General features: G+C 56.3%; 13 protein-coding genes and 1 tRNA gene. 11 read left to right on the forward strand and 3 right to left on the reverse strand.

The window, feature by feature from the left end; translation table 11 throughout:
- Nucleotides 1-49: 49 nt before the first annotated feature.
- The gene (locus OXE05_14440) at nucleotides 50-2,479 is read right to left on the reverse strand and encodes an HlyD family efflux transporter periplasmic adaptor subunit (GenBank protein MCY4438514.1); all 2,430 of its coding nucleotides are present in this window, start codon (nucleotides 2,477-2,479) and stop codon (nucleotides 50-52) included.
- 462 nt (nucleotides 2,480-2,941) lie between these two features.
- On the opposite strand from OXE05_14440, the gene OXE05_14445 reads away from it, so the two are divergent.
- From OXE05_14445 to OXE05_14485, 9 genes are all read left to right on the forward strand, one after another.
- Nucleotides 2,942-3,217: an HU family DNA-binding protein gene (locus OXE05_14445; GenBank protein ID MCY4438515.1), complete on the forward strand. Its 276-nt coding sequence runs from the start codon at nucleotides 2,942-2,944 to the stop codon at nucleotides 3,215-3,217.
- 50 nt (nucleotides 3,218-3,267) lie between these two features.
- Entirely contained in the window at nucleotides 3,268-4,263 is a 996-nt protein-coding gene (locus OXE05_14450; protein MCY4438516.1) for a phospholipase D-like domain-containing protein, read from the forward strand.
- Between the two features lie 372 nt (nucleotides 4,264-4,635).
- A complete protein-coding gene (locus tag OXE05_14455; protein ID MCY4438517.1) occupies nucleotides 4,636-5,121 on the forward strand; it encodes an Rrf2 family transcriptional regulator in 486 nt (161 codons plus the stop codon).
- Nucleotides 5,122-5,253: 132 nt separating this feature from the next.
- Nucleotides 5,254-6,021 (forward strand): Fe-S cluster assembly ATPase SufC, encoded by a 768-nt coding sequence (sufC, locus tag OXE05_14460; protein MCY4438518.1) that lies wholly within the window; start codon nucleotides 5,254-5,256, stop codon nucleotides 6,019-6,021.
- A 31-nt stretch (nucleotides 6,022-6,052) separates the two neighbouring features.
- Complete coding sequence (gene sufB / locus OXE05_14465) at nucleotides 6,053-7,468, forward strand: Fe-S cluster assembly protein SufB (protein ID MCY4438519.1); 1,416 nt, start codon at nucleotides 6,053-6,055, stop codon at nucleotides 7,466-7,468.
- A 173-nt stretch (nucleotides 7,469-7,641) separates the two neighbouring features.
- Nucleotides 7,642-9,006, forward strand: a complete 1,365-nt coding sequence (sufD, locus tag OXE05_14470; protein ID MCY4438520.1) for a Fe-S cluster assembly protein SufD — start codon at nucleotides 7,642-7,644, stop codon at nucleotides 9,004-9,006.
- 3 nt (nucleotides 9,007-9,009) lie between these two features.
- The gene (locus tag OXE05_14475) at nucleotides 9,010-9,321 is read left to right on the forward strand and encodes a non-heme iron oxygenase ferredoxin subunit (GenBank protein ID MCY4438521.1); all 312 of its coding nucleotides are present in this window, start codon (nucleotides 9,010-9,012) and stop codon (nucleotides 9,319-9,321) included.
- Between the two features lie 47 nt (nucleotides 9,322-9,368).
- Nucleotides 9,369-10,622, forward strand: a complete 1,254-nt coding sequence (locus OXE05_14480) for a cysteine desulfurase (protein ID MCY4438522.1) — start codon at nucleotides 9,369-9,371, stop codon at nucleotides 10,620-10,622.
- Nucleotides 10,600-11,055: an SUF system NifU family Fe-S cluster assembly protein gene (locus tag OXE05_14485; protein ID MCY4438523.1), complete on the forward strand. Its 456-nt coding sequence runs from the start codon at nucleotides 10,600-10,602 to the stop codon at nucleotides 11,053-11,055. The genes OXE05_14480 and OXE05_14485 overlap by 23 nt, the downstream gene beginning before the upstream one ends.
- Nucleotides 11,056-11,060: 5 nt before the next feature.
- Here the strand turns inward: OXE05_14485 and OXE05_14490 are convergent, their stop codons facing one another.
- Nucleotides 11,061-11,213 carry a hypothetical protein gene (locus tag OXE05_14490; GenBank protein MCY4438524.1) on the reverse strand — a complete coding sequence of 51 codons (153 nt, stop codon included), beginning with the start codon at nucleotides 11,211-11,213 and terminating at the stop codon, nucleotides 11,061-11,063.
- A 209-nt stretch (nucleotides 11,214-11,422) separates the two neighbouring features.
- On the opposite strand from OXE05_14490, the gene OXE05_14495 reads away from it, so the two are divergent.
- Nucleotides 11,423-12,229 carry a sugar phosphate isomerase/epimerase gene (locus OXE05_14495; GenBank protein MCY4438525.1) on the forward strand — a complete coding sequence of 269 codons (807 nt, stop codon included), beginning with the start codon at nucleotides 11,423-11,425 and terminating at the stop codon, nucleotides 12,227-12,229.
- 344 nt (nucleotides 12,230-12,573) lie between these two features.
- Here the strand turns inward: OXE05_14495 and OXE05_14500 are convergent.
- A tRNA-Sec gene (locus OXE05_14500) sits at nucleotides 12,574-12,670 on the reverse strand.
- A 410-nt stretch (nucleotides 12,671-13,080) separates the two neighbouring features.
- On the opposite strand from OXE05_14500, the gene OXE05_14505 reads away from it, so the two are divergent.
- Complete coding sequence (locus OXE05_14505; GenBank protein MCY4438526.1) at nucleotides 13,081-13,920, forward strand: hypothetical protein; 840 nt, start codon at nucleotides 13,081-13,083, stop codon at nucleotides 13,918-13,920.
- The last annotated feature ends 379 nt before the right edge of the window (nucleotides 13,921-14,299 follow it).

The raw sequence follows: 14,299 nt of genomic DNA on the forward strand, positions 1-14,299 counted from the left end.
AGCCTGAGGTCAGAGAATGGTGGTCTGAGCTCCTTGCAACTCTCGAAATCTACTGGCCTTGCAGGATTACGAAGCCCTCTTCGAGACCGCTAAGTATTTCCACCTCTGTCTCGGTCTGGATCCCAATCTCGACGTTCTTGGCGCGTTTGATGTCGCCATCCATGAATTCGACGAACGTACGTCTGCCGGAGCGCTTTACGGACTCTATTGGCACCTTGAGCACGTCGTCTTTATGTTGCACGGTGATTGTAACGCGCGCGAGCATGCCGATTTCCGCGCCTGCTTGCGGCCAATTCACATCCATGCGAATCGAGCGGTCCTGGATTACGCCCTGCGTGGTAACGAGGGACGTTGGGAGCTTGGTAATAATGCCTTTCAGCACCACGGATGGGAATGCATCCAAGGTGAGGTCTGCCACTTGGTCCAAGGCAACTTTCGGCGTGTCATCTTCCGATAGGTCTGCAGTGACGATGAGTATGGTCGGGTCTGCAAGCCCGATGATGGGACCGTAGGCGCTGACCGGCTCGCCCGCCTTCCCTGAGATGAATTGGATAACACCATCAAACGGCGCTACGAGCCGCGCATCCTCGAGCCGCTCGAGCAGCAACTCGTGATTTGCCCGGGCACGCTTGAGGTCATTCTCCAGCTTCGTAACGTTGCCGGCGTCTGAGGCATTGATCAAGGCTTGCTCATGGGCCGCCTGGGCCTTTATGAGGGCCGCTTCTTTGCTGGCAACGCTAATTTCGGCGTTTCGCACTTTTTCAGGATCAAGACCTGATTGCACAATGTCCCACGCCTCTTTGGCGATATCCAAGTCAGCCTTGGCCTTATTCACCGCAGCCTGCGCAGCATTGTAGTTCAGTTCTGCAGAAACAAAGAGGCTATCTAAGTCTTCATGGATGTTGTCTATTGCCGCCTGCGCTTGCTCCAACTCGAAGCGGGCCCTATCCAGCCCGGACTGCGCTACCGACACAGACTCGCTTGCTTGCGCTTTCCCTTGGTCTAAAGCAAGCTCCGCAGCCTGCAGATCAAGCCTGGCTCTTTCCTGGCTCTTCCACAGGATTGCCATCTCAGTGCCCGGCGGCGGAGGCGCGAATAGTTGCGCACTTAGTTCTTGAATCTTCACTTCGTCTTCGGCTCTTTGCTCAATGTACTCATCGAGTTTTTCCTGCGCCTCTTCGAGCCTGGCTCTGGTCGATGAAAGGCTGCTGCCGGCTGCCTTCGCCTGGAGGAGGGCCATCTGCACGATATCAAGGGCCTCGCGCGCGAGCGCGGCGCCTACAAGATCCTCTGCCAAGGTCTGCGCCTCCTCATCGGATTCACCCGGTTCGGCGTCAGATTCAAGCACGGCCGCAATGGCGCCGAGATTGAGTTGGTCCAAGAAAGCCTCAAGCCCACGTTGGTGTTCTGCACGCTGGCGTTCCGGCACGTCCAATTTCAGGTCCATTGCATCGCTGAAGTTATCCTGTGCCACATCGAGCTCTTTCAGCAATCTTTCGAATGCATCCCGGGCACCCGGAGCCTTTCTCCCCAGTTGCTTAATCGCATCGAAGACCTCATCGAGCTCTTCTTCGATTTCAACTACAATTTCGCTTAGATACTTTCGATAATTGTCGAGCACCTCAGTTATTCTAGCTTTTACTTTGTCCCTTTCAGCATTGATAGCCTGATTGGCTCTCTCTAACGCCTCCTGTCTCCCGCGGAGAGTCGATTCTTGCCCCAGGACCTGTGTTTCGGGATTTCCGGACTGAACCTGGTCGACCTGTGTCTGGGCGGTGCGAACGGCTTCCTCTGCCTGGCTCAGGGCGAGCTCCCGCTGCACTTTCAGGTCTACCGGGGCACCGCTTAAGAAGTCGATAAGGTCCTTCTCCGCTTGCTTAAAGGCTCTTTCCGCGATTTTCAACGCGTTCTCGGCGGCCATAACGTCTGCCGCCGCCTTGGTGTAGGTGGTCTGTGCCTGGGCGAACTCCAGGGCAGTGGGTCCTCCCTGGGCCTCGACGAGAGCTTCGCGAGCATCTTCGAGGTCACGTTCAGCCTGCTCTACGGCGATTTTGGCAAGCGTAACGTCCGCTTGGCCCGTTGCGGCTTGTGTACGCGCCGTGATGAGGTTGCGTTCCGTATCCTGCAAGGAGAGTTCTGAATTCTGAATTTGAGTCTCCAGGTCGCCGGTTTCCAAGTCCGCAAGTAACGTGCCCTGCACGACCTCCTGATTGTATTGGACATAAATGCCCTTCAGGCGACCGTTCTGTTTGAAGAAGAGGCTCTCTTCACTCTCGGCTACCACACGCCCGAGCACGCGAACCGCATCGATGATCGAGCCGCGCTCTACCTTGACCGTGGGTCGTTCCAGGCTTGTGACCGGTCGCGCGACAACTACCTCTTCCTCGCCATCACCCGAAATGAACGGCAGCGAAGGAACGCACGCCGTGAACAACAACATGCTGCTCAACAAAACTGCTAGTGTAGATCTGATTTTCACGCGGCTCATTCCTCATGTTGATTGCTACATAGCTGGCAAACTAAAAGAAGCCGCTATGCCCTGCGATACTTCACGCAGCCAATTGCAGCAGGAAGTTACATAATAGCAGTCTACTCACAACGTGCAACCCTTGTCCATCGCTGCATTAGCTGTCAAGAGAAATCTTATAGGATTCTTAGACATGTGGGAGGGACTTGAAAATCCCATGTGTAGCTACTGAGAGTCGGTTCGTATGCCATCGGAAAGCAAAGGTCAGCCCATTTACGTGTCCGCTTGCAACTTTTAGCGTCGACGAGGAGTTGTGCCAGCGGGAGCAGTTGGGAACTTGCTCCCCCACAAACAATGGTGATATTCTCTATCGAGTGTCCCAGGACACTTAGTGGACATGGTTGTTTAGTCTCATAGTGAAGCACTATGATTAGGCCAATACAGGTGCTTACTCTACAGCTGGAGGAACTGGAGATGACACAGAGCGACCTGATAAAGGAAGTTGCGTCTCGGACAGGAACTACGCAAAAGGCGGCAAAGGAATTCTTGGACGCCTTTGTAGAGTCGGTGCAAGACTCGCTCAAGCGTGGCGAAAGTGTCGCGATACCGGGATTTGGAACCTTCCGCGTCGCGCAGCGTGCGGCCCGGTCCGGGCGTAATCCAAGGACTGGCGAACCCCTTGAGGTTGCTGCTCGTAAAGCGCCCGTCTTCTCTGCGGGCACGGCACTCCGCAAGTCTGTAGACGTTTAGAGGACCACTCCTCACATTTGACGGCCCATTCAAAATCGGCCAGATTGGCGATGGCTGTCGGTCGAGCATTTGCGCTGCTAGCTTTTCTGCTGGCCTGTAGCCCCTTACAACAGACCGCAATTCAGGGCCCTACTCGCCTAATCGTTACCCCGGATGACGGCTCACTCCCGCTTTTCGCACTGTTGCGTCGCGCTGAACACTCAATTGACGTTGTGGCGTACCTTCTCTCCAGCCAGGAAGTGTTGGAGGAATTGGCAGCGGCGCAACGCCGTGGAGTCCGGGTGCGGGTGTTGCTGGAGCAAGAACCGGTTGGCGGCGGAGAGAGCAATCGCGAGGCAGCACAGTGGCTCACCGCAGCCGGAGTGACAGTGCGTTGGGCAGATCCGGCCTTTCGCTTCACCCACGCCAAGGTCATTCTCGTCGACGGCATGCGGGCAGCCATAATGACCTTAAATCTAACGGCGAGTTCATTTCAATCGAATCGCGAGTTTGCCGCAATCGTAGAAGATCCCTCGCTAGTGCACGCTCTCATCGAGCTCTTTGAGAGCGATTGGGAGCGCATGCCGCCTCCGACCTTCGATCTCCCTCTCGTGATAAGCCCGGGGAATGCTCGTCGTGAATTGCATGGATTGATTGTCTCCGCACGGCAAAGCTTGGAGATATATGTCCTTTCATTAGAGGATGACTCGATTGCAGCCGCGCTGGCGGCAGCGGCTGATCGTGGTGTACGCGTCCGCATCATTACGAATCCACCTAGGGGTAGCGATGGCTATGCCGATGAGCGGGCTTTGGTGCGCGCACACGGTGGATTCATTGGATTCTTAGAGTACCCAAACATACACGCAAAGGTAGTGATCGTCGACGGCGCCCGTGCCTTCGTGGGCAGCCAAAACTTTACCGCAACTTCCCTGGATCAGAATCGAGAGGTGGGCATACTCATCGCGGATCCTGCGGTGCTCCAGCGTCTCCAGCGCACGTTTGAATCCGACTGGTCCCAGGTAACACTCGAGACATTGCTCCCGCAAGTCTTAGCCATCGCCGCTTAGCAACATCAGGATTTTCGGAGATTCACTTATGGAAGACTCTGGGAGGCAAGAAGGCAGCAAGAGGAGAGGTTTCGCTCCACAGTCACGATTGCCAACTCTAGGCTGCTTGCATGCGATTTCTCGCAGGCCCTTGTCTCTATTCCATTAAATAAACGTGAGTTGATCAACGCGTATGCCGAAGCACATCGGTGCGTAGTGCAGCGAGAGTCCACATGCGCCGGGGTCTCGCGTAGAAATGGTGAGACGGCAGACGCCGAGACGTGCCCGCGAGATGGCTTGACCCTCACCTTGACGCTATTGAGAAGGGCGTGCTACGCTAATTCCTAGAAAGCGGCTAGGGTATTGGGCTTGAAACCCAACGTGGGATGTAGGATGCTAGGTATCTCGACAAAAGGGCACTATGGTCTCGTGATCATGACTGCCTTGGCGCTGGTGGCTGAAGGAACGCCCCTTTCCTTGGCGCGAATTGCGGAGGAAACCGGCATTTCTCTCGGCTATCTAGAGCAAATCGTGGCCACACTCAAGGAAAACGGACTGGTTGAAAGTGTTCGCGGCGCCAAGGGCGGGTACGTGTTGGGCAGAGAGCCGTCCGAGATTACGGCGCACCAGATTATCTTGGCAACCGAGCGTGAGATTGCACCGATTTCGTGCTCGCTGCAGCCTGATGAAGGCGTTTGCTGCCACCGGGTGAACTACTGCCCGACGGTCTTTCTCTGGGGACGATTGGAACAGCAACTCAGCTTGGCGCTAGGGGACACGACACTTGAGGATCTGGCGCGCCATAGCGTGAATAACAAGCGTGGCACGAACAGCCAGTCGTCTGTGGTAGCACAGCTACGTGCTGGGGCGCTGAGGTAAGGGCAATCCGGGCCGGCTCCGGGAATGCGAAATGAGATACTTGGGGATGAAGCTGCCAAAGTACGTGAGGCAAAGTTAGAGCGACGTTGCACAACCCGTTTACGAAGAGAGAAGGGTAGAAAACTGAGCAAGATGGCTACTGAGCAATCGTTTTTCCTTATCGATGATCTCCATGTCGAGATTGAAGGGAACGAAATCCTGCGCGGAGTGGACCTATCAGTCAAGCGCGGTGAAATACATGCAATCATGGGACCGAATGGGTCCGGCAAGAGCACCCTCGCCCACACGCTCATGGGGCATCCAAGTTACGAGGTAACTGCGGGGCAGGTGCTTTACAACGGCGAGGATATCTTGGAGAAGGATCCAAATGATCGTGCCAAACTCGGCATATTCCTCGCATTCCAGTATCCGCTGGCGATCCCAGGTGTGAGCACCTTGAATTTCCTGCGTACGTCCCTAAAGGCAGTGAAACAGGCGGAAATCAGCGCGCGCGAGTTTCGCAAACACTTGCTTGAGAAGATGGACATGCTCAAGATCAGCCGCGAATTCGCGGGGCGCTATTTGAACGACGGCTTTTCCGGCGGCGAGAAGAAGCGGATGGAGATTCTGCAGATGGCGGTGCTCGAACCGCAACTCGCAGTTTTGGACGAGATCGACTCCGGCCTCGATATTGACGCCATTCGCGCAGTGGGCGAAGGCATTTCTTCAATCATGCACCCGGAGATGTCTATTGTGATTATTACCCACTACCCGCGCATCCTCCACTTTGTAAAGCCGGACTACGTGCACATTATGGCGGATGGAAAGATTCGGCAGTCGGGTGGCTTTGAGTTGGCAGAGGAGCTTGAAGCCAAAGGATACGACGTACTGCTTAAAGAGGTCATGCTAGCTTCGTCATAAACGCAGGAAGCTTAGGAAGGTAGGTTCGGAGATGGCGGTTACCGAGAAGGATATTCAAGAGAGTAAGAAGGTCTATAAAGAGAAATACGGTTTTGCCGACCCGGATCAAGCAATCTACAAAGCGCCGAAAGGGCTTGACCCGGAGCGCGTAATCGAGATTTCCAACATGAAGGATGAGCCGGAGTGGATGCTCAAATTCCGGCTGAAGTCGCTTGAGATATTCAATAAGAAGCCGGTGCCGACCTGGGGCGCCGACCTCTCCAAGATTCCTTTCGAGGATCTCTCGTACTTCGTGCGGACCACGGAGAAACAGGGCCAGACCTGGGAAGATGTGCCGGAGTACATCAAGGATACCTTCGACAAGCTCGGCATCCCGGAGGCGGAGCGCAAGTTCCTGGCGGGAGTGTCTGCGCAGTACGAATCGGAAGTGGTCTATCACTCCATCCAAAAGGACCTGGAAGAAAAAGGCGTGATCTTCCTCAGCACCGAGGAAGGGCTAGAACAGCATCCCGAGCTTTTTCGGCAGTACTTTGGCACCGTCATCCCATCGGCAGACAACAAGTTTGCCGCGATGAACGGCGCCTTCTGGAGCGGCGGATCTTTTGTCTATGTGCCCCCGGGCGTCCAGGTTACCATTCCGCTCCAGGCCTATTTCCGCATCAACGCCGAACAGATGGGGCAGTTCGAGCGGACGCTCATCATTGTGGATGAAGGCGCCTACGTGCATTACGTTGAGGGCTGCACCGCGCCTGTCTATTCGACCGACTCCTTCCATAGCGGTGTGATCGAAATCATCGTTAAGAAGAACGCGCGCTGCCGGTACACCACCATTCAGAATTGGTCGACCAATGTGTACAACCTGGTGACCCAGCGCTCTGCGGTCTATGAAGGCGGCGTGATGGAATGGGTGGATGCCAACTTGGGCTCCAATATTACGATGAAGTATCCCAGTGTCTATTTGATGGAACCGGGTGCCAAAGGTGACATTCTTTCAATTGCCTACGCCGGTGACGGCCAGGTCTTGGACGCGGGTGGCAAGGCGGTTCACGTCGCCCCCAATACGTCATCCAAGATAATCTCCAAGTCAATCAGCCAGCATGGTGGACGGACGTCGTTCCGGGGTCTGCTCAAGATCTATAAGGGCGCGGAAAAGTCCAAGTCGGCCATGCGTTGCGACGCCCTCATACTGGACGCAGCATCACGTTCCGATACCTACCCAACCATCGAGATTGAAGAAGAGCAGGTAAGTCTCGGCCACGAGGCCGTGGTGAGCAGGATTGGCGAGGACCAATTGTTCTACCTCATGAGCCGCGGCCTCAGCGAGTCTGAAGCGGCGGGCATGATCGTGAGCGGCTTCATCGAGCCGATCGTCAAGGAACTGCCGATGGAGTATGCCGTGGAAATGAATCGCCTCATCCAGTTGCAGATGGATAAGGCGGTGGGATAGGTAAGACGCAAGCCGAGCCAGCCAGATCGAAGGAAGCCCGGCGCGAAGCGCCAGACGAGGATGCATGGCGAACTGTGCCTCCTGTCTGGCGCGATTGCTGTACATCGCCTCGTGTTTGGATGTGAGTTTTATGGGCAAACTGCCCAGCATTTCAGAAGTCAGGAATGGGAAGCGTGAGTCAATCGTCAGTTGAACAAGCACCGTTAACTGCCTTGCAAGGAATTACGGCGGAGGCATGGCAGGAGATTTCCCGTGCGTGCGAAGACCCGGACTGGGTGCGCGACCTGCGCCAGGAGTCGTGGGAGGCGTATGTAGACACGCCCATGCCCACGCTGAGAGATGAAGATTGGCGGCGCACGGACTATCGCGAGCTTCTAATGGACAACCTACTGCTTTACATGCCATCAGGCATGAAAGCGGAATGTGAAACAGACTTGCCGGAATTGCTCCAACCGCACATCGCTTCAGGTGATGTCTGGGGTGGCGTGGCGGTACAGGTCAATTCGGAAATTGCTCTTACGAGGCTAGACAAGTCATTGCAGGATCTTGGCGTAGTTCTCGCGCCTCTGGGTCAGGCAGTGCGCACACATCCCGAGCTTGTGCAGCCGCACCTTGGCAAGATCGTAACTCCGGACATTGGAAAGTTCCCGGCGCTGCACGGCGCCTTCTTCGCGGGAGGGGTTTTCTGCTATGTGCCACCGGATGTGACCGTAGAACTACCGATCCAAACGCTCTTTTGGATGAATGCCGAGAACATCGCTGTCTTTCCCCACGTGCTCTTAGTGGCCGATCGCGGTAGCCAGGTAACGTTCGTGGAAAGTTACGCGAGCCCGACTCTTGAGGCCCAATCGTTTTCGTGCCCGGCGACAGAGGTAGTCGCAATGGACGGCGCACAGGTGCGCCACGTTACCATTCAGGATTGGGGGCGACACGTAATCGAGTTAGGCTACCAGCGGCTCCGCGTCGATAACGACGGGCATCTGCATACAATTCTGGCTGCCACCGGAGGCAAACTGGTCAAGAACTACGTTGACAACAGCTTCGCGGGATCAGGCGTAGAGTCGTTTCACCGGGGCTTTTTCTTCACCGACGGCACGCAGCACATGGACTACAAGACCATGCAGGACCACCTGGCCCCATACAGTACCAGTGATCTGCTGATAAAGGGCGCCCTGCGCGACCGCTCGCGCGCCGTCTTCACTGGGGTGATCAATGTCAGGAAGGGATCGAAGCGAACCGACGCGTACCAGGAGAACCGCAATCTACTCCTCAGCAAGCGCGCGCGGTCAGACTCAATTCCAATCTTGGAGATTGATAACGATGACGTGCGGTGCACCCATGGGTCGGCGACCGGGCAGGTTGACCAGGAAGAGCTTTTCTACGTGATGGCACATGGGCTGAACAAGCACGATGCGGCCCGGATGTTGGTAGAGGGATTTTTCAGCGAGGTGATTCAGCATACGCCGCTCGACGGCGTGCAGACCCAGCTCGCGAGCAAGATTAAAGAAAAGATGGCCGGATGGCAAGTAGAGGATTGATACGTGGCGAAATTTGTCAGAGCGGCGTCGCTTGACGATATTCCGGAAGGACGGGCAATCGTCGTTGACATTGAGGGCGATAGCCTTGCGCTCGCCCGCGTCGATGGCGATGTCTATTGCATTGATAACGTCTGTACGCATGACGGCGGCCCTCTGGGAGAGGGCGAGCTGGACGGTACCGCGCTGGAGTGCCCACGACACGGGGCCCGCTTCGACGTCTGCACGGGCCGCGCGCTGAGCTTTCCAGCGGTTGTGCCGGTTAATGCGTATGATGTGAAAATTGAAGGCCAGGACGTCTTGGTGGATTTGGGATAGTCCACCCCGCGAAATGGCGCACTACGACTTGGATAGGACAGTGCACAATGGAAAATGACTTTGATGTGCACGCCGTGCGGCAGGACTTCCCAATCTTGGGGACTCAGGTACACGGCAAGCAGTTAGTGTACTTGGATAATGCCGCAACATCGCAAAAGCCGCAGGCGGTCATTGACAGCCTCGTGCAATACTACTCGCGGTACAATGCCAACGTTCACCGCGGCATTTACACGTTAAGTGAACAAGCGACCGCGGCGTATGAAAATGCACGGGCTAAGGTCGCGGCCTTCATCAACGCCCCTTCCCCGGAGTGCATCATCTTCACCCGCAATACCACTGAGGCCATTAATATGGTGCGGTATGCGTGGGGCACTGACAACGTGCGTGCAGATGACGAGATACTTATTTCGGAAATGGAGCATCACTCTAATCTGGTGCCATGGCAGTTGCTGGCGCAGGAAAAGGGAGCGGAACTGCGCTTTCTGCGGGTCAACAATGAAGGCCGGCTCATGTTGGACGGCCTCGACGTCTTGATTACGGAAAAGACGCGGCTGATTGCGGTCACGCACGTATCTAATGTTCTGGGCACCATTAACCCGGTAAAGGGAATCATCAAGAAAGCGCACAAGAATGGGGCGCTCGTGTTGCTTGACGCCGCGCAGAGCGTTCCCCACATGCCGGTGGACGTACAAGAGTTGGATTGCGACTTCCTGGCGTTTTCCGGTCACAAGATGATGGGGCCGACCGGCGTAGGCGTGCTCTTTGCCAAGCCACATCTGCTCGAGGCGATGCGGCCCTTTATGGGCGGCGGCAGTATGATACGCAAGGTCATGCTCACGGACTCGACCTGGGCTGACGTGCCGCAGAAATTTGAAGCGGGCACCCCCAATATTGCGGATGTGATTGCCCTGGGTGCGGCAGTTGACTATCTGAATGATCTTGGCATGGACAATATTCGCGAGCATGAAATAGAGATTACCCAGTATGCCCTAGACGCATTGCGTGAGGTCTCCGGCATCAAGCTGTTTGGGCCTTGGGAAGTGCAGAGTCGCGCCGGTGTTGTGTCGTTTGTCTTGGATGGCGTGCACCCGCACGACATTGCGCAAATACTCGATAGCGATGCGGTGGCGGTGCGCGCGGGACACCATTGCTGTCAACCGCTCATGCGACGATTCAATGTGCCGGCCACGGCTCGCGCGAGCTTCTATGCATATACCACCGAGGAAGAGGTGGACGCGCTGATTGAGGGTTTACACAAATCGCAAAGGGTATTCGGGCATGCAGTTGAACGATCTCTATAAGGAAATCATCCTCGACCACTATCAGAGCCCGCACAATCGGGGCAGGCCGCCGCATGCCCACATTGAAGCCGAGGGCAGCAATCCGCTATGCGGAGACGAGATAGAGGTCTACGTCTTGCTCGATGGCGATCGCTTGAAAGAGTTGCGATTCGACGGCGCCGGGTGCGCGATCAGCCTAGCGGCGGCATCAATGATGAGCGAGGTGCTGGAGGGAAAGTCTAAGGAAGAGGCCGGCATCATTAGTGATCTCTTCACGGCCTTGATGCATGGCGAAGACGTTTCGCTGCCCGAAGAGATGGAAGACCTGGAGTCTCTAAAGGGTGTTGCCAACTTCCCTCTGCGCGTCAAGTGCGCCTTGCTGCCCTGGACCACCCTCGCACACGGACTGGCCAACGAAAACGCTGGCCGCAGGGTATCGATCGAGGTAGAGTAAGGGCCCTATTTACTTGAGGTTCCCCGCATAATCCCTTTGACTGCCATCATGATGGCGAGACAGGTCAATATGGCGATCATGGGGGCGACCACGAAGGGTAGCCCTGAAAAGAATCCCCAAACCACAAACCCGATCAGCCGCAGCACGAAGTCCAGCATCTGCACAATCCTCCAATAGTCTCGATCATAGCGGGCGAAAGTGAAAGCAGTCCTATGGTACACCAATCGGCTGTGGAGTGCATCACCGGCGCCTCACTCCGTTAGCCACTTGGGCTGATACGCCTGCACCTTGGCGCGGCCAGTGTTTTGTCCGTTGGGCAACCTCTTCCTCAAAAGCAAAGGATTCAGAGACTAGGAGCAACGACACCATGGCGGCAAAGATTGGATGTCAGGCAAGACTATGGTTGCGGGAGACTCAGGATCTAGGCGGTATACTGCCGAGAATCGGCCGGGATCTGGGAGCGGCAGGCTTCGAAGGTGTGGAGATTGGCTACGCCTACGTCAAGAATCCTGACGATGTTGCGGCCTACCGTCGCGCCGTGGACGGGAATGGACTCAAGACGGCCGGTATCCACGTAGGAGGAGCGTGGCACGATCCGCTGACTGTTCAAGAGAAGGCTATGTCTCAAGCACGCGCCGCTGCGGAATTCGCCGGGGCGGTGGGCGCCGAGTATCTCGTCATCAGCACGGGACGGAAACAGGGCGGTCAATTGACCCGCGAAGAAATCGGCATGCAAGTGACGCATCTCAGTGAGTTATGCTCGTACGCCGCTGCACAGGGCGTGATGCCGCTGCTCCACAACCACCAGCATGAGTTTGCGCACGGCGCGCGGGTCTTCCGCGAAATCATGTCTGCGATTGACGCAGACGCGCTTGGCCTGTGTCTGGACATCAATTGGGCTATGTGGGCGGGAGCCGACGGCGTGGCGGTGCTGAAGGAATACTATGCGCGCTTACGCATGGTGCACGTTCGCGACACGGTGAAAAATTCGGCTTGCGTGGAGGTGATGGGCGAGGGAGACGTGGCGCTCGCTGCAATCTTCTCCGAACTCCGCGCCCGGGAATTCCCGCATTGGGTCCTCTACGAGTGGTCGGCCTGCGAGCCGACAACGGACCGCCCGACGGCTGAGGTTGGTCGCTTGAACCGGGAGTATCTCGGCAAAGCGCTGAGTTGACGAAGTGGCTGGCCGGCGGTTATGGCTCTGTGAGTTTCGCCTCTCAGGGCTGGCCGACTATTGCGGGTCCTACAGAAGCGCGCTTGGCTGACGGCACTTGCTACACATGCCAAGAATTCACCGCATGAGTTACTTTGCCCTGGGCGAAACTGCCCTTCGACAAGCTCAGGGCGAACGGAATAGCGAAGAATCCGTTCGTGCTGGACTAGCCGAAGTACAAAATGTCACGTCGACAGAATACCGATGTGCTTATTCATTCATGCGCCGGTGTCAAGAGGGCGCAAGAGTGGATACAAAGCTCATTCCGCGTCAAGTGAAATCGAACTAGTCCATACCGTGTCCGGCGGAGGCGCATGGGAGTCGAACCCACCCAGGACGGGAGTAGCCCGCCCCGCAGACGGTTTTGAAGACCGCGAGGCCCACCGGGACCCGAGCGCCTCCACATTCCAGTCTAGCAGTCCCGCGCGTCCCACGAAAATCCAAAGCTTTCCCCGTAAATGCATGTGTGGCGGCGCAACAACGAGGCACTCCAATTCCCATCGTGTAAGTCCATGCGCCCTACGCACCAGAGCATTCTTGGGCAACGACTGCTGATTGAAGCCTGCATCGGGTGTGGGCACTCCTGAGTGCTTACAAATCCTACCGCTCACTTGACAGGGTCATTCTCATTTCGGTATCTAAGGAATGGAGAGGACGATATGCACTTGGCATTGTGATACGTTGTACCACAGTGAACCAATGAAAGTGCCCCGTGCAGCAACAGGTTGGTGATGTGATCGGAGTGGGATGCGCGAAAGCAAATTCCCGCACCTGATATGTCATCGCAAGACAGTGAGCGTGTGGTGTAGTTTATGCGTGTCGGATTTAATCCTCGTTTGCAGCCGTTTCGGCGCATGAGCGTGGCTGAACAACTGCAGGAGACCCTGCATACGGGGCAACGATTAGAGTTTGCCGTGGTAGAGGTGAGTGTGGATGAGGTGCTCTACCGCAAGGGACTGTGGGACACGTTTACCCAGGATGTGCTGAAGATAATCACGCATGCGCCGTTGCAGTTCCAGCTAAACATATTCGCGGATGAAGGATTTGAAGAGGCGCCGAGCGATGTCACGCCGATTCCCCGGTCGGTCTATTTGCGGAGGCTTGTCCAAACGATCGAATTCTTCGAAGCGTATGCGCCGATGTCGCTCTATGTAGTGCACGCAGGTAGGCGCAAGAGGCAAATCGACGATCATCTTCAGGCGCTCTATGAGGCATTTCAGGCGTTGCAAGTGCTCTTTCCCGGCGTGCCGCTCGCCATTGAAAACGGCGGCCGCGAGTCGGTGTTGCACTTCCCGGATGACTTTCTTACCTTTCTCGATGCCTTTCCCTCATTGCGCTTCGTGATGCACACTGGACGGGCATTTCAATCGGTAATGTGGGACAACGAACAGTTGGCACGTTACGTGCGCAAGGCTTCGCGCTTTGTCGATCGTCTTGCCGCAATTCGCTGGACTAATGCCAATCCGGTCACAGACCCTGATCGCCCGCTCCAACTCGAGCTTGATCGAGCGCCCGACTTTCCCTTGATCATGCAGGGTCTGGGCCGAAACCCCGCCCTGGTGCATTTGCTGGATGCCGTCGGCGGCAGGCCGGCTGCCTTGGCGCGCGAACGCCGGGCGCTTCACGCCCAAGTCAACCGCTGGACCGTGTGACGAAGCGTCGCGCCGTCCGCATTTGCTGCTGGGCCGCAGGTGGGGTGGAGTCTCATCCAAAGGAGACCTTTGCGCAACTCAAGCGGAAGCGCAATAGTCCCCTCTCCCTCGACGGGAGAGGGCTAGGGTGAGGGTGAATCTCCTGAAATCTCTCCATAGCATACCGATATTTGCTCGGCTACATCTTGACACTGCACCAGCGCAAGGGGCCACTGCAACATCAAGATCCCCTCACCCCGACCCTCTCCCCGAGAGGCTGTCTCAATATTCTGGTGCGGGGCACGGTGAATGGGGTGAGAAGGACAGACAGATGGCGGGTGGGATGAACAAGACGGTGCCAGTGAGAGACCCGTCCCCGGGGCGACGCTGGACTAGACCC

The sequence above is a fragment of the Chloroflexota bacterium genome, assembly GCA_026710945.1.
In the GTDB taxonomy this organism is placed as follows: domain Bacteria; phylum Chloroflexota; class UBA11872; order VXOZ01; family VXOZ01; genus VXOZ01.